The following is a 19,655-nucleotide window of genomic DNA, read 5'->3' on the forward strand; positions in this document are numbered from 1 at the left end:
TTTTAAAATGTTGACTGTAACATTATTTCAGGACGCGACATTTTTTTATATATACTTATCTCATTCTAAAATAGTATCCTATTTAAATTACTCTTTTAACCCAATTCTTTCTTTATCATTATTCTCTTTTAACAAAGGCGATTTTTTACTTGGAATAAAAAGAACATCATCATCCCATTTTGGATTATTATAAATTAAATCTTCATCTTTTGCACCTTTAGATGTTTTTACAAATCCACTATTATGAATCAAACAGTTTGTAATAAAGTTATAATTTCCTTTTAAGTCTATAGGTGCTTTTTGTTTGTAACTGTTTTCAAAAACAGTATTCGTAATCTCAACTGCATAAATTCCTGTTGTTTTTAAGAAGTTCCCCTTTTCTTCATTATTTACATTGCTAAAAACACAGTTTGTTACTACTAATTTTCCTCCAGGAATATCTTCTAGAGGTGTATTTCTAATATAGTTTACAGCTTCTTCTTCAATATCTTTAAAAACTGAATTTTCTAAAATAATAATATTGGCATTATAAAAACCGACTTCATCTTTATCATAAGATAAATTAAAACCTCTGTAGCTATTATCGAATCTCGAATTTTTAAAACTTAACGTATCTGCTTTTGTACCATTATAGGCTTTAAAAATTGCACCTCCGTCTTTATTGTTGAAATTTTTAAAAACCACATTATCCACAAAAACACTGTAAAGACCTCCTTCATTTTTGTCTGGTGAAACTATTGCATATTTTGGGTTTGAAACTTCACCATCAATTATAACATCACTTAAAGAAAATTTTACCCCTTCATTTACTCTAAAAAAGTAACTAATTGGTTTTTCTAAATCTTTCATTGCTGTTAAGATTGATGCACCTCCTTTATCACCTTTAATCGTAATATTTTTGTCAATTTTAATGGTTTTCTCAAAAATATACTCTCCAGTTTGTAAAATAAGGGTAGCACCAGCAGCAGCTTTAGCAATAGATTTTCTTAAAGATTCAACACCAGGTTCCACAATAATATCTTCTACTTCAATAACTGGAGCAATAATTTCTGGTTTCCAACCTGGGCCAGCTCTTAATTTTAATGCTTTGGGTAAATCTGTAGCATCTAAATTAAAAGCTCCAACATTAAATGCCGTTCTTTTTGAACCATTAATATCTTCTTCAGAACTTTTAGCGTTTATTGATGCAACTAACAAATCTGTATTATCTGCAGTTGGAATAGGAACATTTTGAAAATCTTTAAAAGTTATTTTAGTTGATGTAAAACCTTTTTCAGAAGTACCATTTGCATCTATATAATTGTTATTAAAGTTGATATTTGCAGATTCATCAACAAAAATCACGTTTTTATTAGATGTATTATTAAATACTAAATTGTTGGCAAAATTAACATTTGTAGGTGCTAGAGATTTTTCATCATCTTTACCTTCTCCAAATGAAATTGGTCCTGAATTGATGATGGTATTATTTTGGATATCAACATTTTTAACTTGTTCGTATCTATTTAATGGCGAGTTTGGCACACCATTCATAAGTACAATTGAGCCTCTATAGCCATCACCTAACAAACCTATCATTAAATTATTTCTGATAATATGTCCAGAATTAATTACTCTAATTCCACCTGTTTTAGATACTCCATTACCAAGAAATACATTTCTTTCTACTAAAGCATTATCTCCATGTCTTAAAGTTAAAGCTCCTTTACTTCCCAAAAATAAATTGTCTCTAAAAATATTATCTCCAGATTTGTTAGAAATTATTTCTATTTCCCCATCACAACCTGCAAATATGTTTCTTTCCACTAATGTTTTAGAAGATTTTTTGGAATTTGCACTTGTACCAATTCTTATCGTTTCTCCACCATTTGTTCCTAATTCTGGCCTTACTCCAAAGTAATTATAATCAATCTTATGATTATTCTCTATATGTTCATCACCTTTTAACCAAACTACAACTGTAGTTCCAGGACTCATTTTACCAGTAAAATTATTGTGATCTACTCTGTTATTTTTACCCCAAATATCTACCCAGTGATTATTTATACCATCTTCAACAGCAAAATAAGAAATTGTTGAATTGGTTAATCTACAATTATTAGCAAATTCTTTAGAATTTTTTCTAAATTGAACAACAGATTTGTAAGTAGACAGACCATCTTTAAACCATAAACCGCTAACAATTATATAATTACCATATATATTTAAAGTGGAATTTCCAGAAATAACTACTTCTCCAGCATTTTCTGCTTTTACAATTATAGGATTATCCTCTGTTCCATTTCCATATGCATTAAGTTCTACATCTTTCCAAGTTCCATTTTGTAATACAATTGTAGTTCCAGGCTTTGCTGTTTTTATAGCTTTATTATATTCTAAAATACTAGAAACTAGAAGTTCTTGGGCATATCCTTTAATTGAAAGTAAAGAAATAATAAAAGTAAATATTAATGTTGTTTTTTTCATAAGATAAATTTATAAATTGAACATAACTTAATTAATCAAAAAGTAAACCAAATTATATAAGAAGGAATTTAAAAATAAAACACAGGTTTATTACTCTATCTTTTTTGGTAAACCAATTTGGTAAACCAAATATACATAAGTTTTATAAATAAATAATTTTATATTTAATAAGCACACTAAAAATTATTTATTTATAAAATTCATAAACAGCTCATATTAAAATATATAAAAACTATTATTTTTGCACCTGAAAAGAACCTTAAAAAAAACAAACAAAAAAAACAAAAAGTGTTTGCCAGATATATAAAACTTGTTATATTTGCATCGCTCTAAGAAACAGAGCGCATACGTTCATAAAAATAAGACTGCGAAAGTAGCTCAGGGGTAGAGCATCACCTTGCCAAGGTGGGGGTCGCGGGTTCAAATCCCGTCTTTCGCTCTAAACCTTTTATAAAATTTCATGCTGAAGTGGTGGAATTGGTAGACACGCTGGACTTAAAATCCAGTGGTCAGTAATGGCCGTGCGGGTTCAAGTCCCGCCTTCAGTACAAGAACCGTTGTTAATCTTTTGATTTTCAACGGTTTTTTTGTTTTATCAAAAATTACAATTTTAAGAACAACAAAAAACCAAGTGTTACTGATACCTATGGCTTACTTGGGGTAAATAGACAGGATTATTATCCAGCTATAAAATCATTACAACAAAGACAAATATTGAGTTTTAAGGTTATAGAACTTGTCAATCAAAAGCGTCTTTTAATGCCAAAAATTGGTGCTAGAAAACTGTATTATTTATTAGAAAATCAGTTAAATTTTCTCAGATTTGGAAGAGATAAATTATTTAAAGCAAATTATTTATTAATCAAACCAAAGAGAAAATATTATATCAAAACAAACTCGTATCACAGGTTTAGATTTTACAAGACCAGAACAAGTTTGAGTAAGTGATATTATCTGCATTGGAAAACAGGAAGAACCCAAGTTATTTAGCCTTAATAACAGGTGTTTACTCTAAGAGAATTATCGGATATAAAGTTATAAAAGTTTAAATGTAGATGGTTTTTTATCCGCTTTAGAAATGGCTCTAAAAAAGATAAATTATAAAAATAAACCTGTAATTCATCATTCTGATACAGGTTTACAATATTGCTCAAATGAATATCAAAAAATATTAGATAAACAAGGATTTAATATTGATAAATACGATATATTTATTAATGTTAAAAGAAAATTAGTTCAAAACGCTATCGAAATCTATAATAATTGCAGGTCTCATTTGTCTAATTATATGCTAATTGCTAACCAATTGCACAAGCAAAAAAAATCAAAAGAAAATCATATAACAAGAAAAAAGGCGGTGGTAAAAAATTGTTACCTTTAGTTTCTAAATTTTGTAACGTTATTTTAAGACGTCACAAAAAGTCCATTAAAAAAGGGTTTACAACTCTTTTAAAGTTGTAAACCCAATATATAAACAAATTCAAATAATTAATATTAATTTATATAGCCAGGATTTTGAGTTATAACTCCATTACTAGCTAAAACTTCTGAATTTGGAATTGGAAAAACATGATAATTTGAATTGATTGTTTGTCCCATTTCAGCATCAACAGTTCCTGTTCTTACTAAATCAAACCATCTATGGCCTTCAAAAGCTAATTCTAGTCTTCTTTCATCTTGAATAGCTTCTCTTATAGCTGATTGAGAAGTGATTGTTCCTGTTAAACTATTTAAACCAGCTCTATCTCTAATGTCATCTAATAAAGGTAACACTGTTGTTGCAGGAGAACCAGTTTCGTTTAAAGCTTCTGCATATAATAAGATTACATCAGATAATCTTAGTTCTATAAAATCTTGTTCAAGAGTTTCATTATATTTATTTCCTACAGATAATGCAGGGTTAATAGATAAATCTTTTCTTAAGTCAGTTCCTCCTCCAGCAGCACTACTAGCATCAAAAGCAGCAGTTAAATCAGAATCTAAAGGGAAAAGTGATTTTGTATCACCACCTTCAAACCAACCAGCAAAATCTGTACCTGCTGTATATGCAGAAGGAATAGAACTTGATATTTGAGTTGCAAAAATAATTTCAGAACTTGAATCATTAGTAACGTTTGCAAAATTACTTTCTAAAGAAATTCCTGCAGAACTAGCGCCACTTATAGCAGCAGCAAGTTGTGTAGCTGCTCCACTAAAATTACGCCTGTGCATATAAACTTTTCCAAGAAATCCTTGAGCAGCAACTTTAGTTGCACGTCCACTTGATAAACCAGAATTATCTAAAGAAGCAATTGCGTCTTGAAAATCTGGAATTATTATAGTATTATAAATACCTTCTGCAGGTTGTCTTGCAAAAATAGTTAAATCTTCTGCACTTGGTGCTTCATCTAAATTAACAGGTACATCACCAAAAACCATTATAAGTTTAAAGTAAGATAATGCTCTTAAAAATTTTGCTTGTGCAATATCATTGGCTTGTGTTGAGTTATTAATTACATTATTTGCGCTTAATATTGATTTATACAAGTTACTGTAAAATGGACGAAAAAATTGTTCAACCAAATCTCCACCTGCTAAATCCGAATTAAATCTGTCGAATGCAGGATAAGGTTCTTCATCCATCAACATATTATCTGCCCTAAAGTCTCCCATAATTGCTAATGGAGTTGCAGTTCCTGTTTGATAATGGTAAGCTGCATTTAGAACACCCGTTAAATCTGTTAAAGCACTTGCCTCAAGTTGTTTTGGAGGTGATTGATCTAAATCATTATCACAAGCTGTAATAAATAATACAACAGCTAATAGTATATATAAATTTTTCATTTTTTTCATTATTTTTCTAATTAAAAATTAACATTTATACCAAGTGTAAAACTTCTTACAATTGGGCTGGCACCTTCTTGGTAACCGTAAGTTGTTGGTCCTGCATAACCTCCATTAGTTGTTTCTACTCCTTCAGGATTGTATGATGTATAATCGTCTCCAAATATGTATAGTAAATTAGTTGCTGCACCATAAACTCTAACAGAACCTATTCCTATTTTTTCGGTTAAATCTGAATCAAAAGAATACCCTAAAGTTAAGTTTCTCAAAGCTAAATAAGATGCATCTTGAATACCAGAACCATGTGCGTTTCTTGTTTGTTCATAAAATTTACCTGTAGCATCTTCAATACCATCATTATTAGCATCAAAACTAGATCTTAATCTACCACCAAATTGTGATTTCCAGTAAATAGGGTCAAGATTGTAAACTTCTGCACCTTGAGATCCTTGGAATTGCATCGATAAATCAAATTTCTTGTAGCTTAAATTAGTTGATAATCCCCAATAAAAATCTGGTGTTGCAGATCCTAATTTTACATAATCACCTTCTTCAGTTATTTGACCATCGCCATTTTGGTCTACAACATACCATTCAGAACTTCCAAATCCTATATTTCTTGATGGATCAGCTATATGGATTGGATCAACCTCTCCAGTTACTGCATAACCCCACATTTCACCAAGTTCTCCACCAACATAGTTTCTAAATTCTGGACCTCTACCACTTGGACCACCATAAACTTGTCTTGGTAACTCGTCTAACGCACCTAAACTAGTAATTTCTTGATTTACAGTTGATAGGTTACCATTTACACTCCATGATAAATCACCTTTTTGAATTAAGTTTGTATTTAATTCAAATTCTAAACCAGAACTTGTAATATTTCCACGATTAAGTACAATAGATGGTGTACCAATAACTTCAGTTACGCTTTGGTTAATTAGCATATCTTCAATATCAGAAGTATAATAATCTACACTAAATTTAAAACGATTGTTTATAAAACCAAAGTCTACACCAAAATTGTTTTCTGTATTTGTTTGCCATGTTAAATCTGGGTTTACTACATCATTAGGGATTAAAAATCCAGTTCCAAAAACAGTTGGTGCAGTATTTAAGATACTTAAAGATTGGTAAGAACCTAAAAAAGAGGTTGTTCCTAAAGAACCAGTACTATATCTTAATTTTAATAAACTTACTACATCACTATCTTCTAAAAAAGATTCTTTATGTACATTCCAACCTAAAGAGAATGCTGGGAATGTTGCATATCTTTCATTAACACCAAATCTTGAATCACCATCTCTTCTTAACGAAACAGATGCTAAATATTTATTATCATAAGCATAACTAACTCTACCAAAAACACTTCTTCTTGTTTGTTTAGCGTCAATTTCGTTGGTAATAACATCTGCAGGATTAAATTGACTATAATTTATTGGTACTCCAATAGGCACGTTAGTTCCTCTAGAACTCATTCCTTTAAAAATTGTATTTTGAAATTCAACACCAACTACAGCAGCTATATCATGTTTTTCATTTATAACTTTTGCATAACTTAAAGTAGTTTCACTTAATACAGTAGATCTTTTTAAATCATCGATATCTAAATCAGATTGATTTGAACGTTCACGAGAATCTGCCAAAGTTCCTTGATAATAGTAGTTTCTTGTATCTCTAATATCTACACCAAAAACTGTCTTAGCTTTTAAACCTTCTAAAATTTCATATTCTAAATAAGAACTAACATTTGCAAAAAATGTTGTTACACTTCTTTTTGCGTTGTCAAGTTTTGCTGCAGGACCAGAATCTCCTGTTCCCCCAATTCCATTTTGTCCTCTACCATAATGCCAGTCATGAGCTATGTCTCCTGGTTGTAATGTGTAGATACTTGAATTTATATTTCCAGTTCCTCTATAACCTTCATCAAAAGATTGAGAAAATGCACTAGGAAGCCCTACACCTCCTGTAGAATTGAAAAGTGCTTGTCTTCTAGCATCTAAATCTTGTACAAATGCTATAGATGCATCTGTATGATAAATAGGGCTTATACTATATGCTCTTAAAAGATCTCTCATATCATGAGGTACAATATCTTGCTCACTATAATTTCCATTCATAGTTAAACCAGCCTTGAATTTATCACTTAATTCAGCATTTATATTTATACGTCCATTATATCTTTCAAAACCTTGCCCTAAAACAATACCATCAGTATTTAAATATCCTAATGAAGCAAATACTTTAATTTTATCAGTTCCACCACTTATACTAAAGTCATGACTAGTTGAAGATCCACTTTTAAAAAGCCAATCCTCCATAGCTAAAACATCTGGAGCATTTTCATAAGCATTAATTCTATAAGCTAACAAAGCAGGGTTAACTTCGGAAGTGTCATAAGCATCAGATTGTAAATCTTGAGCCCATTCTCCAGCAGTTTTAAGCATTTCAATATCCCCTCTATATTTATTAGAGATACTTGTGTAACTATTATAACTAACTTGCACTTTACCTGTTTTTCCTTTTTTGGTAGTAACTAAAATAACACCATTAGCACCTCTAGAACCATAAATAGCAGCAGAAGCAGCATCTTTTAAAACTTCTAAACTTTCTATATCATTTGGGTTAACAGTTGCTATACTTCCAGAAATAGGGTAACCATCAACTACAATTAAAGGACCTGTATCTCCTGATAAAGAAGAAGCTGCTCTAATTTGAATTTTTGGATCTGCACCTGGTTCACCACTTTGGTTTTGTATTAAAACCCCAGGTAGTTTTCCTGCTAAGGCTTCATCAACCCTTGCAGTTTGAATAGCAGCTAACTTTCCACCTCCTATTTTTGCAATTGCACCAGTAAGATGAGATTTTTTACGAGTACCATAACCTACCACTACAATTTCGTCTAATTGACTAGAATCTTCTATCAAAGTTACATTAATTGTAGATTGGCCATTAACAGCTATTTCTTGAGTTTTAAAACCTAAATAACTAAAAACTAAAATAGCATCTGCGTTTTTAGTAGTAATTGTATAATTACCATCAAAATCTGAAGTTGTTCCTATGCTAGTTCCTTTAACTTGAATAGTAACCTCAGGAATTCCTCCTGTATTATCTTTTATTACTCCAGTAATTTTTTGCTGAGAGTAAGCAAAAAGCGATGCTATTAAAAATAAGCATGTACTAATTTGTTTAATGAATTTGTTTTTTGACATAATTTTTATTTAAACGATTTTTTATTGGTTTTCCAGATTGGTTAACCAGATTGGTTTTCCAAATATACGATTATATTCATATTAACAAAATTTTAATAGTATTTTTAATTTATTTGATATTCAGATACTTAGAATTAGTTTTTTTATATGAAAACTTACTTCCTTGTGTTTAAAGGGAATTTTGGGTTAATTTTACATATTTTTAGGGTAAAATAATTGATGTAAATTTTTTTTAAAATATTTGATTTAAAGGTCAATTTTAATCTAGATAAAGTAGAATTTGAGTTTGTTTTGAAGTTTTTATTGCAAATAAACTTTGTTTTATAGTTTATATTTCTTGATATAAATAGTGTATATTTGAAAATCTAAATTGGTTAACCAATTATATTATTATGAAAAATTTACTATTTATACCTTCGTTTTTTTTATTTTTATCTCATTCAATAATGTCTCAAACATTATTATCAGCAGATGGAAAAACAGAAACATATGCTTTAATAAATTCGGTTTTAGCAAACCCAAATAGAGATGTTGTAGAAGTGCCAGATTGTAATCACAGCAGTTTTGGAAAACATATTACACAAGCTTTTGATAGCGAATTAAACAAAAATGTCTTTTTATTTCATATACATGTAACTCCAGATAATGATCGTTGTAAAGCAGGTGTAAATGACAGACAGCGTAATGAGATTAAAACATATGGTGATTCTCCAGAAAATTTAATTGCAAGAAATGGGGAAACCGTTCAATATAAATGGAAATTCAGATTGTCTGATACTTTTAAGCCAAGTGCTAGTTTTACTCACATTCATCAAATAAAATCTGTTGGTGGGCCTTTTGAATCAATACCAATGATTTCTTTTACACTAAGAAAATCAAATCCAGATAGATTAGAGTTACGATATACTGCCACAACTGACCAAACAACTATTGCAACAGCAAATTTAGATTTGTTTAGAGGTAACTGGGTTTCAGTAACAGAAACCATTAAATTTAGTAATAATGGGAGTTATACTTTAGAAATTAAAAATATTGCAACCAATCAAATCATTTTAAATTATAATGCTACCAGTAAAGATATGTGGCAAGATGGAGCTGATTTTTCGCGTCCAAAATGGGGGATTTATAGAAGTTTAAATAACCAACAAGATTTGCAAGATGAAATTGTAAAATTTGCAGATTTTAGCATCGAAGAGAATCCAGCAACATTATCTATTGTTGATATCAATATAGATGCTTTAAAGGCGAAAGCAGAAAATATTTTGTTGTATCCAAATCCTTCTTCTAAAGAAGTAGAATTTAAAAATGCCAATTCAGATAATTATGATACTATTGAAATGTATGATTATTCTGGACGTAAAATGCCAATAGAAAAAAGACTAAATGATGATAAATTAGATGTTTCTGGTTTTGCTAAAGGATTATATTTTATCGTTTTTAAAAAAGATACTGTTACAGCTAAAGTTTTAAAGTGTTATGTAAAGTAATCATTTAAAAATATTTAAGACAAGAAAGTTATCATTATGGTAACTTTTTTTATATTTGTTAAAATTATTTTAAGTGAAAATATTTTCGAGAGGAACATTAAGAGATTTTTGGGTAAAACATAATAACTGTGAATTACAATTAAAAACTTGGTATCGTGAAACTGAAAAGGCCAATTGGTCTTCAATTAACGATTTAAAATTAGAATATCCAAACGCAAGTATTTTAAAAGATAATAGAATTGTCTTTAATATTAAGGGAAACGATTATAGACTTATTGTGAAATTTAATTTTGATTATCAATTAGCGTGGATAAGATTTTTAGGAACACATGCAGAATATGATAAAATTAATGCAAACGAAATTTAAGATGAATATAAAACCAATTAGAAACGAAGCAGATTATCAAAATGCTCTTAAACGTTTAGAAAAAATATTTGATGCCAAGAAAGGAACTATTCAAGGAGATGAATTAGAAATACTTGCAATTGTAATTAATAATTACGAAAATGAGAATTTCCCAATTGAAATGCCAGACCCAATTTCTGCTATCAATTTTAGAATGGAACAAATGGGCTTAAAACAAAAAGATTTGGTAGAAATGATTGGTTTTAAAAGTAGAGTGAGCGAAATAATGAATAAAAAAAGAAAATTGACTTTAGAAATGATTCGAAAATTAAATGCTCAATTACATATTCCTACAGAGGTATTAATTCAAGATTACTAGCTAATAAAACTATCAATAATCTTCATTACTATTAATCCATCTTTTACAGTACAAGGGTTTTCAGCTTTCTTTAAAAAGTAATTTACAGTAGCTTCAATCATGGGTTGTTGAATATTCTTTGGATTCGTAAAACTAAAAACTTCCTCTTTGTCATCCGAAGTTAAAAATACTTTTTCGCCATAAAATGAAAATGTAATTGTGCCTTTTGTACCGTAAATTTTACATTCGTCTTTGGTGTCTTTTTCGTTTGCGTTAAAATTCCAAATTCCTCTAAATTGAATTCCGTTTTTAAAGTTGATAATTCCGTTTACAATATTATCTACATTATCATTTTTTAAGGAATGGGAAAAACCTGTTGAGTTTTTAATGTCACCAAAATAATAATACATTAAATCTAGTTGATGAGGTGCAATGTCATTAAAATAACCACCACCAGAAATGGCTGGTTTTAAACGCCAATGATTTTCAGTTTTGGTAATAATTTCATTTTCTTTCGATTGCAAAATTTGAATATCAGCAAACATAATGTCACCAATACTATTCGATTCAATAAGTTCTTTTACTTTTAAAAATGGCAGTAATTTTCTCCTATAATGTGCCACAACAATGGTATCGTTTTCAGTTACAATGTTATGTAGTTCATCAGCTTCATCAGCATTCAATGTCATTGGTTTTTCAAGATAAATGCACTTTTTTGCAGCTAAACATTTTTTAGCTATTTCTAAATGTGAAGAAGGTGGAGTTGCAATATATACTGCATTTATATCTTTGTTTGCTAATAAAGCATCAATTGAATCATACCAAAAAGGCACATCATGCCTTTCTGCAAAATCTTTTGCTTTAGCAGCATTTCTTCTCATAACCGCTAATAGTTTTGAGTTTTTTACTTTATTAAAAGCGGGTCCACTTTTTACTTCAGCAACATCTCCTGCACCAATTATTCCCCAATTTATTGTGTTCATTTTTATGATTTTTAGATCTCAAAGGGTTTTTAAAACTTTTGATTTCTTGCTAACTATTTAGCTTTTTGTTTTATGATGTTATTATAAGGTGTGGTTTATGGTTTTTTAAACATTAATTTTCAAGATACTTTTCTTCAAAAATATACGCTCCATTTTCTGTTATTCCTTCAACGAATAATTTTATGGAATTAGATTGTCCGTTTTTAAACGTAAAAATTAAGTCTCCATTTTCATCAATTTTGTTTTTTGGTAACCAGTCTATAGTTCCATAATGATTGTAAAATTTACTATCATAGCTTTGATAAATAGGTCTGTAAAATTTCTTATCATCACTAAAAGTTATTGGAAATTTAAATTTTGAAGCTGTTTTTCTCCTGTTTGATCTGGCTTTAGAATTGTCAGTATAAATTCTTATAGAACCATTTGCTCCTAAAATACCTTCTCCATTTCCAGATTTGTTAATTGCTATATAATCAATAGTGTTTAAATCTAACCAAAGAATTTGATTTAAGTTAGGTATTAAAAAATCATTAATAAAAACTACTGGAACTATTGTATTGCTAGTAAAAGAAGGGCTAGGTCTGTTAATTGCTAAAAGCAAATCTCCTGTTCCAATTTTGCGTTCTGCAATTATACCTTTAGATCTAAAAAAAGGTAATAAATCTTCATAGATGGGCGCTTCTTCTTGATTAAAAAAGGTTACTTCTCCAATAGTATTATTCTCAATCTTTTCTATTCTTTCCTTTTCTAAGTTTGTTGTTAAAACAATTTCATCTAGTTTTTGAACATTGCTTAAAGAATTTTTAACCAATTTGTGATTAAAGTATTCTTCTTGTATATAGTAATTTTGGCTTTTAGGAATAGTATTTTCGGTTTCTAAAACTGGAAATGAATTAGGATAAAATTGAATCAATAAATCTGCTGGGCTAAATTTACCTTTTTTGCTCATGTTTGAGATGTACAAAGGCTCGTTTTCTTCGGGTTCATATCCAAGAGCCTCAAAAGAGTTTGTGTTTTTATCAATTTCTACAATATTTGAGAGCTTTTTTTCAGTTTTATGAAAGAAATATTTTTGACCTCTTTTATTTTTTGGAATATTTATTTTTAAGTTGATGCCATTTTCAAAATCGTACTGCTGAGCGAATTCTTCTTTAAAAATTTCATCCCAATTATAACTGCTCCAACCTTGTGTAATTAATAAGTTATCTAAATCGTATTTCTTTTGTTCAGTAATATTAGAAAAATAATACCCAGCATTTTCTATATAATTATTAATGTAGGGTTGAAGTAATGTTTGAGAAAGGATATTGTTATTTTTATTGTAAGATTTTGTTTTTAAAGGCAAAACAGCAACACTAACGTTGTTAAATTTTGCTGTTTTAAAATCTTTATAATTTATTTTTACAGACAAAGAATCTTCGCTTTTATTAATAACGGAAACTTCAGAACTTTTTAAGATCGAAACTCCCTCATAATTAAAAAATAACCTTTCTGCTATCGGATTATGTTCAGCATCAAAAAGCGTAAAAACATTCATACCTGGAAAAAGATTTTTTAAAAATATTTTTTTGGTTTCAGTTTCGTTATCAGAAAATGTAAAATCGATTTTTTTTAATTGATGACTGTTATGATTTGTAACTACAAAGTTTCTATTTTCTAATTGATTTAACGTTTCTTTATTTGTAATTGCAGAGAGTAAAATATAATCTCTAACTTGAACAAGCTTTAAGTTTATACCCTGTTTATTTATGTTAGTTTTAATAGGAAAAATTAACTTTTTACCATTATAATCTATTTCTGCACTATAATTTTTGTTACTATTTGGTAACATATAAAACCTTCCAATGCCTAAATCGTTTAAAGAAAATTGAGTAACAATATTATTTTCATTATCAACAACTTTACCTTTAATATTTGTTAATCCATTACCAATATAATTTTTTACAATTACGCCCATGGTTGTTACAACATTATCAATAAGATGACCACTTTCAGGTAAAAATTGGATATCTAAATCTGTACTTGGTATTTCTTTTTTTATGGCATCATCATCATCTAAATCAATTACTTTAAAAGGTTGTACAAAGTAATTTTGTTGCTCAAAATTAAGCATCCAATTTGTAAACGCTTTAAATTGATAATCACCAGAAACAAATAAGGAATCTATGTTAAAAACATTGCTAGCAATTCCATTTTTTACATTTAATAATTTTTGTTTGATTACATTATTGTTTTCATCAGTAATAACACAATATAAATTTTTTGTTCTGGTAGATAATGTATTCTCTTTCGCATTTAAAACGTAGGCAGTAAAACCTATAGATTCATCTTTTAAATAAGTAGATTTATTAAGATGTGCATATACAACTTCTTTATAAGGTTTTGAGTAATTTATAAAGGTAGTATCTAGTTTTTTATCATTATTATTTTGTTGGCCAAATGAATTATAAGCAAAAAAAGTTATTAGTAAATAACTACATACATTCGCTAAAAATTTTGAGGAATATAGATTCATTTTTTGAATTTTTTTTTACAAGATAATCAATTTTGTACTTTCAAAACAGTAGTTTTATAAATCTTTAACAATATAATCTTTGTGCTTTTTACGGAGATATTTTCTTTAATTCAAATTTAGTTGCTATATTTGGTAAACCAATTTGGTAAACCAGTTTAATTTTAACCCACCTTATGAAAAAAACATTTCTAATTTTAAGTACTATTTTTCTTTTTATTTCTTGTGATAAAATAACTACAAATTCAATTTTAGTTAGTAATTCATCTGAGCTAATAGAAGCTACAAAAAATGCAAAAGCTGGTGATCATATTATTATTAAAAACGGAACTTATAATAATGTAGCAATTAAATTTATTGGAGAAGGTACAAAAGAGAGTCCAATAAACCTAAGTGCAGAAACTGCTGGAGAAGTTTTTTTAGAGGGAACATCGAGTTTAGAAATTAGCGGGAATTATCTAAATGTAGATGGGTTGTTTTTTAGAAATGGGTACTCTCCTAAAGATAATGTAATTGCATTTAGAACAGGTTCTAAAAAAGTAGCCAATAATAGTAGTGTAAGCAATTGTGTTATTTTAGATTATAATAGTTTAGAAAGAGATCAAGACAATCTTTGGGTGCAATTCTATGGAAAACACAATGTTTTACAAAATTGTTATTTAGCAGGAAAAACAAATGGAGGGCCAACAGTTAGAGTAGATTTAAAAGGAAACCAAAGTATTAGAAATTTTCATAAAATTATCAATAATCATTTTGGGCCAAGACCTAGAAAAGGTGGTGCAAGAGGAGAAACCATTCAGTTAGGAAGTAGTTTTACATCTATGAGTCCTAGTAATACATTAATTGCAAATAATTTATTCGAAGAATGTAATGGAGAAGTAGAAATAATATCGAGCAAAACCAATTTTAACATCATAAAAAATAATGTTTTTTACAAAAGTGAAGGTTCTGTAGTTACAAGACATGGAAATTATGTGACTATTGATGGTAATTATTTTATAGGTGATGGAATTAACGATCAATTTGGTGGTATTAGAATTATAAATACGGGTCATTGGGTTACCAATAATCTGTTTTACAAAATAAAAGGAAAGAATTTTAGAAGCCCAATTGCAATTATGAACGGAATTCCAAAATCGCCATTAAATAGATACAATCAAGTTACAGATGTTGTGGTTGCTTACAATACGTTTGTAGATTCAGATTCGCCTTTTCAATTTGGTGTAGGTACAAATATTGCACAAGCAGCTGTGTTGCCAAAATCGGAAATTAGATCTGCAAGACCTTTAAGAACGGAAGTTGTAAACAATGTAATTTATAATTCTAAAGGCGATGAAAACCCAATTATTGAGCATGATAAAGCTGATGGAGTTACGTTTAAAAGTAATATTATAGACAATAATGGAGTTGAAATAAAAAATGCCCATGGTTTCATTACTAAAGATTTAACGTTAACAGATATTGGTTCTAATCTTTCAATACCTATTTCTGGTTTTGCTGATGTTGAGGTGTATAAAGGTTTCGATTTTGATGTAATTGAGAATGATTTATTAGGAAATTCAAGAGGAAAAAATAACCAAATTGGAGCGTTTTTAAATGCTGATAAAATCAATTTAGATATATTAGATAAAACAAAATATGGTGCAAATTGGTTTTCTAACGAGGTTGAAGATAAAGAGCCAAAAACACATTCGGTTTCTACTGCAGATGAATTAGTTGCTAAATTAAAAGCTGCAGAAAGTGGCGATATTATCGATTTAGGATTAGGACTTTTTGAGGTTGCTGCATCTTTAAAGATCGATAAATCAATTACCATTAAAAGTTCAGGAGATGGTAAAGCTCAAATCGTTTTTACAGGAGAGGAAAACACACCTTTATTCGAATTAAGACCTTATGGAAAATTAACAATCAACCAAGTAATTCTTGAAGGAAACAATAGCAATTATGCTTTTGCAAGTTTACAAAAGAACATGTCTAATCACTTTGGTTTAATGGTTTCTGAATGTGAAATCAGTAATTTTAACTATGTTTTAAAAGTCTACAAACAATCTTTTTCTGAGAAAATTACATTTGAAGGTTCTTCAATTTCTAATTGTGAAAACGGATTAGAATTATCTGAAGAAACAAATGATAGAGGAGATTACAACACAGAATATTTAACGATAGATGGTTGTTCGTTTAATAACGTACAACAAAACGTGGTCGATTATTATAGAGGAGGTTATGACGAATCTACCATTGGTGGAAATCTTTTAATAACGAACTCAACATTTACAAATTCTGGAGCGTCAGAAAAAAATGGAAGACTTTTAAACCATAATGGCATTCACAATGTAAACATCAACAATAATACTTTTAAAAACAATAAAGTTGAGTTTGTTTCTATTCTTTGGGGAGCAAAAAATAATGTGGAATCTAACAATACAATTATTAATTCTGGTTCAATTAAAACCGAAGAAAATTTGGTGCAAAAACTAATGTATTAAAAATTTTAAATAAAAAAATCAACTTAAAATGAAGAAAACAATATTCGTACTTACAGTATTTTTAACAATTTTAGGTTGTAAAAATAATTCAGAAGTTAAAAAAGATACAAGCTCAAATAAAGAGAAATCTATAAAATACCCAAGTGATGTTTTGCCATTTTTAAACGAATGGAAAATTCTTTTAGGTGATGGAACTTATGTTGATAGTTTAGAAAATTATCAAAAAGAAGAATTTTTTTATGTAGTAAGTGAAGATAAAGTTGATTGGGTTGTTTATAAAACTCCAAATTCTGGAATAACATCCAAAACATCAAGCAATACAAGAACAGAGTTAGGGCAAAAAGAACATTGGATTCCTGAAGTTGGTGGCAAATTAACAGGAACTTTAAAAGTACAACATGTTTCTACAACTGGAGATGCAACAGCTTCATCATCTTTTTCAGTTGTTATTGGGCAAATTCATAGTGATGAAGGTCATGAAAACGAACCTTTAAAAATTTACTACAAAAAATTTCCAGGACATGAAAAAGGTTCTGTTTTTTGGAATTATGAAATAAATACAGAAGGAGATAATATTGGCAGATTTGATTATTCTACTGCTGTTTGGGGTCATGATTTTTCGGTTGTTGGAGCTGATGCAACTTCTTTTCCAGAAGAACCAAAAGACGGAATTAAATTAGGAGAAGAATTTACTTATGAAGTAAATGTTTATAAAGGAATCATGTATTTAACTTTTACTAGTGAAAATCACGAAACTATAAAATTCACAAAAAGTTTAATCAAATCTGAATTTGCAAAAAAAGAAGATATTCCTGAGCAGGTTTTAAGAGTATATGCTAATAGAGAAAAAGGTGGTGGAGTTGAAAAGGAAATAGCGTACGCAGGTGAAATTAATTATTTTAAGCAAGGTGCATATAATCAAGCAAATGCAAAATCTACAAAATCAGAAATTTATGGTGGAGATATTGCAAAACAATATGCAAATGGCAGTTATGCAGAAGTTTGGTTTAAAGAAGGTTCTTTAGGTGAAGGAACAGCACCAAAAAATTAACAAATTTTGAATCATGTAATTTTTATTATAGGAGTTTCAGGTTGTGGAAAAAGTACAATAGGTAAACTTTTAGCAAAAGAATTACAAATTCCTTTTTTTGATGGCGATGATTATCACTCAGAAAGTAACATCAAAAAAATGTCTGAAGGAAATGCTTTGAATGATGATGATAGGCAAAACTGGTTAGAAACTTTAAATAGTTTAGCAAAAGCAGAAATTAAAAAAAATAGTTGTGTTATTGTAAGTTCTGGATTAAAACAAAAATATAGAACTATTTTAAGCAACAATATTCAACAACATTCAAAATGGATTTATTTATCTGGGTCTTTTCATCAAATTTTAGAAAGATTACATAGTAGGTCTCATCATTTTATGCCAGCAGATTTGCTAAAATCTCAATTCGATATTTTAGAAGAACCAAAAAATGCACATAAAATTGATATTAGTTTATCACCAAAAAGAATCATTAATATCATTAAAAAAGATTTCATGAAAACTTCTGAAATAGGATTATTTGGCTTAGGAGTAATGGGTAAAAGTCTGTGCAGAAATTTGGCCAATAATGGTTTTAAAATATCTATGTTTAACAGACATGTACCAAATATTGAAGAAAATGTTGCCAAAAACTTTAAAGAAAGTCATCCAGAATTATCAAATTCAGAAGCGTTTGATGATATAGCAGATTTTGTAAACTCTTTGCAACAGCCCAGAAAAATTATGCTGATGGTAAATGCTGGTAAAACTATAGATTTTGTTATCGAAGATTTATTACCTCATTTATCAGAAAATGATATTTTAATTGATGGTGGGAACTCAAATTACAAGGAAACCAAAAAACGTGTAGAATATTTAAGTACTAAAAATATCCATTTTATTGGAACAGGAGTTTCTGGAGGAGAAGAAGGTGCATTAAAAGGACCATCAATAATGCCAAGTGGAAATTTGGAAGCATATAATAATGTAAAACCGTTTTTAGAAAAAATAGCTGCAAAAGATCAAAACAATTTGCCTTGCTGTTCTTATGTTGGGCCAGAAGGAAGTGGTCATTTTATAAAAATGGTACACAATGGAATTGAATATGTAGAAATGCAATTATTGGCAGAAGTTTCTACAATATTAGAAAAAATTGGTCAAAACCCAGATGAAATTGCTGCTACTTTAAAAAACTGGAAATTAACTGCAAATAGTTATTTATTAGAAATTACAGTAGATATTTTCAGGAAAAAAGAGGGTGAAGATTGGTTAGTACATAAAATTTTAGACAAAGCAGGTAATAAAGGTACAGGAAACTGGACAACCATTGCTTCTGCAGAATTGGGTTTGCCAAGTACTTTAATAGCTTCTGCTCTGTTTTCAAGATATACTTCCTTTTTTAAAGAAGAAAGAATTCAACTTCATAAAAATTTTGAATTTAAAAATTCTTCAGAATTAAATATAACAGTTGATAATGCTTTAGAAGCGTATCAATTTGCAAGAATAATAAACCATTATCAAGGTTTTAAATTGATAAATGAAGCTTCAAATACCTACAATTGGAGTTTGAATTTAAGTGAAATTGCAAGAATCTGGACAAATGGATGCATTATTAGATCTTCTCTAATGCAAAATCTTGTGGAGGTTTTTAAAGAGACAAACAACATTTTAACCGATTCAAAAATTGAAAAACAATTAAAAGACTCTAAATCATCAATCAAAAAAGTAGTTTCTGAATGTGTTTTAAATGATGTTACAATTCCTGCTTTAAGTGAAGCTGTTCAGTTTTTTAACGCGATTACCACTGCAAATTCATCAGCAAATATAATTCAAGCACAAAGAGATTATTTTGGTGCACATACATATAAAAGAATCGATGATACCTCTGATAAGAGTCATCATACTAAATGGAAATAAACCTCAATAATCTTACACTAACTGCCAAAAAATAAAAC

Annotated in this window: 11 protein-coding genes and 2 tRNA genes; 8 read left to right on the top strand and 5 right to left on the bottom strand. The window is 29.0% G+C overall.

Features of this window, described 5'->3' with window-relative positions; translation table 11 throughout:
* Window positions 1–87: 87 nt before the first annotated feature.
* A complete protein-coding gene (locus tag P161_RS0107430; RefSeq protein ID WP_036841324.1) occupies window positions 88–2,466 on the bottom strand; it encodes a polysaccharide lyase 6 family protein in 2,379 nt (792 codons plus the stop codon).
* 367 nt (window positions 2,467–2,833) lie between these two features.
* Here P161_RS0107430 and P161_RS0107435 point away from each other — a divergent pair.
* Window positions 2,834–2,905 (top strand) — tRNA-Gly (locus P161_RS0107435).
* Between the two features lie 23 nt (window positions 2,906–2,928).
* A tRNA-Leu gene (locus tag P161_RS0107440) sits at window positions 2,929–3,014 on the top strand.
* A gap of 946 nt (window positions 3,015–3,960) precedes the next feature.
* On the opposite strand, the gene P161_RS0107455 is transcribed toward P161_RS0107440, so the two are convergent.
* Window positions 3,961–5,289 (bottom strand): RagB/SusD family nutrient uptake outer membrane protein, encoded by a 1,329-nt coding sequence (locus P161_RS0107455; RefSeq protein WP_026776390.1) that lies wholly within the window; start codon window positions 5,287–5,289, stop codon window positions 3,961–3,963.
* Window positions 5,290–5,309: 20 nt separating this feature from the next.
* Window positions 5,310–8,504 carry a TonB-dependent receptor gene (locus tag P161_RS0107460; protein ID WP_036841328.1) on the bottom strand — a complete coding sequence of 1,065 codons (3,195 nt, stop codon included), beginning with the start codon at window positions 8,502–8,504 and terminating at the stop codon, window positions 5,310–5,312.
* A 446-nt stretch (window positions 8,505–8,950) separates the two neighbouring features.
* On the opposite strand from P161_RS0107460, the gene P161_RS0107465 reads away from it, so the two are divergent.
* The 3 genes from P161_RS0107465 (at window position 8,951) to P161_RS0107475 (ending at window position 10,716) form a co-directional block, all read left to right on the top strand.
* A complete protein-coding gene (locus P161_RS0107465; RefSeq protein ID WP_231494717.1) occupies window positions 8,951–9,991 on the top strand; it encodes a T9SS type A sorting domain-containing protein in 1,041 nt (346 codons plus the stop codon).
* A 73-nt stretch (window positions 9,992–10,064) separates the two neighbouring features.
* Window positions 10,065–10,358 carry a type II toxin-antitoxin system HigB family toxin gene (locus P161_RS0107470; protein ID WP_026776393.1) on the top strand — a complete coding sequence of 98 codons (294 nt, stop codon included), beginning with the start codon at window positions 10,065–10,067 and terminating at the stop codon, window positions 10,356–10,358.
* Between the two features lies 1 nt (window position 10,359).
* On the top strand, window positions 10,360–10,716 hold the full coding sequence (locus P161_RS0107475) for a type II toxin-antitoxin system HigA family antitoxin (protein ID WP_026776394.1): 357 nt from the start codon (window positions 10,360–10,362) through the stop codon (window positions 10,714–10,716).
* Here the strand turns inward: P161_RS0107475 and P161_RS0107480 are convergent.
* Window positions 10,713–11,678 carry a Gfo/Idh/MocA family protein gene (locus P161_RS0107480; RefSeq protein WP_026776395.1) on the bottom strand — a complete coding sequence of 322 codons (966 nt, stop codon included), beginning with the start codon at window positions 11,676–11,678 and terminating at the stop codon, window positions 10,713–10,715. The two genes, P161_RS0107475 and P161_RS0107480, sit on opposite strands and share 4 nt — an antisense overlap.
* A gap of 112 nt (window positions 11,679–11,790) precedes the next feature.
* Window positions 11,791–14,193: a hypothetical protein gene (locus P161_RS0107485; RefSeq protein ID WP_026776396.1), complete on the bottom strand. Its 2,403-nt coding sequence runs from the start codon at window positions 14,191–14,193 to the stop codon at window positions 11,791–11,793.
* A 173-nt stretch (window positions 14,194–14,366) separates the two neighbouring features.
* Between P161_RS0107485 and P161_RS0107490 the strand changes: the two genes are divergently transcribed.
* From P161_RS0107490 to gndA, 3 genes are read left to right on the top strand one after another with little or no spacing between them, the layout of a single operon-like run.
* Window positions 14,367–16,676, top strand: coding sequence for a chondroitinase-B domain-containing protein (locus tag P161_RS0107490; RefSeq protein ID WP_026776397.1), 2,310 nt, complete (start codon window positions 14,367–14,369; stop codon window positions 16,674–16,676).
* Window positions 16,677–16,704: 28 nt separating this feature from the next.
* Window positions 16,705–17,727, top strand: a complete 1,023-nt coding sequence (locus P161_RS0107495; RefSeq protein ID WP_026776398.1) for a polysaccharide lyase family 7 protein — start codon at window positions 16,705–16,707, stop codon at window positions 17,725–17,727.
* A gap of 6 nt (window positions 17,728–17,733) precedes the next feature.
* A complete protein-coding gene (gene gndA / locus P161_RS0107500) occupies window positions 17,734–19,617 on the top strand; it encodes an NADP-dependent phosphogluconate dehydrogenase (protein ID WP_026776399.1) in 1,884 nt (627 codons plus the stop codon).
* The last annotated feature ends 38 nt before the right edge of the window (window positions 19,618–19,655 follow it).

The organism is Polaribacter sp. Hel_I_88 (genome assembly GCF_000687935.1).
Classification (GTDB): Bacteria; Bacteroidota; Bacteroidia; order Flavobacteriales; family Flavobacteriaceae; genus Polaribacter.

What these genes read in the sequence shown, in the direction of transcription:
- P161_RS0107430 (WP_036841324.1), bottom strand. Translation starts at nt 2,466, where the DNA reads ATGAAAAAAACAACATTAATATTTACTTTTATTATTTCTTTACTTTCA.
- P161_RS0107490 (WP_026776397.1), top strand. Translation starts at nt 14,367, where the DNA reads ATGAAAAAAACATTTCTAATTTTAAGTACTATTTTTCTTTTTATTTCT.
- P161_RS0107455 (WP_026776390.1), bottom strand. Translation starts at nt 5,289, where the DNA reads ATGAAAAATTTATATATACTATTAGCTGTTGTATTATTTATTACAGCT.
- P161_RS0107495 (WP_026776398.1), top strand. Translation starts at nt 16,705, where the DNA reads ATGAAGAAAACAATATTCGTACTTACAGTATTTTTAACAATTTTAGGT.
- P161_RS0107465 (WP_231494717.1), top strand. Translation starts at nt 8,951, where the DNA reads ATGTCTCAAACATTATTATCAGCAGATGGAAAAACAGAAACATATGCT.
- P161_RS0107480 (WP_026776395.1), bottom strand. Translation starts at nt 11,678, where the DNA reads ATGAACACAATAAATTGGGGAATAATTGGTGCAGGAGATGTTGCTGAA.
- P161_RS0107460 (WP_036841328.1), bottom strand. Translation starts at nt 8,504, where the DNA reads ATGTCAAAAAACAAATTCATTAAACAAATTAGTACATGCTTATTTTTA.
- P161_RS0107475 (WP_026776394.1), top strand. Translation starts at nt 10,360, where the DNA reads ATGAATATAAAACCAATTAGAAACGAAGCAGATTATCAAAATGCTCTT.
- P161_RS0107485 (WP_026776396.1), bottom strand. Translation starts at nt 14,193, where the DNA reads ATGAATCTATATTCCTCAAAATTTTTAGCGAATGTATGTAGTTATTTA.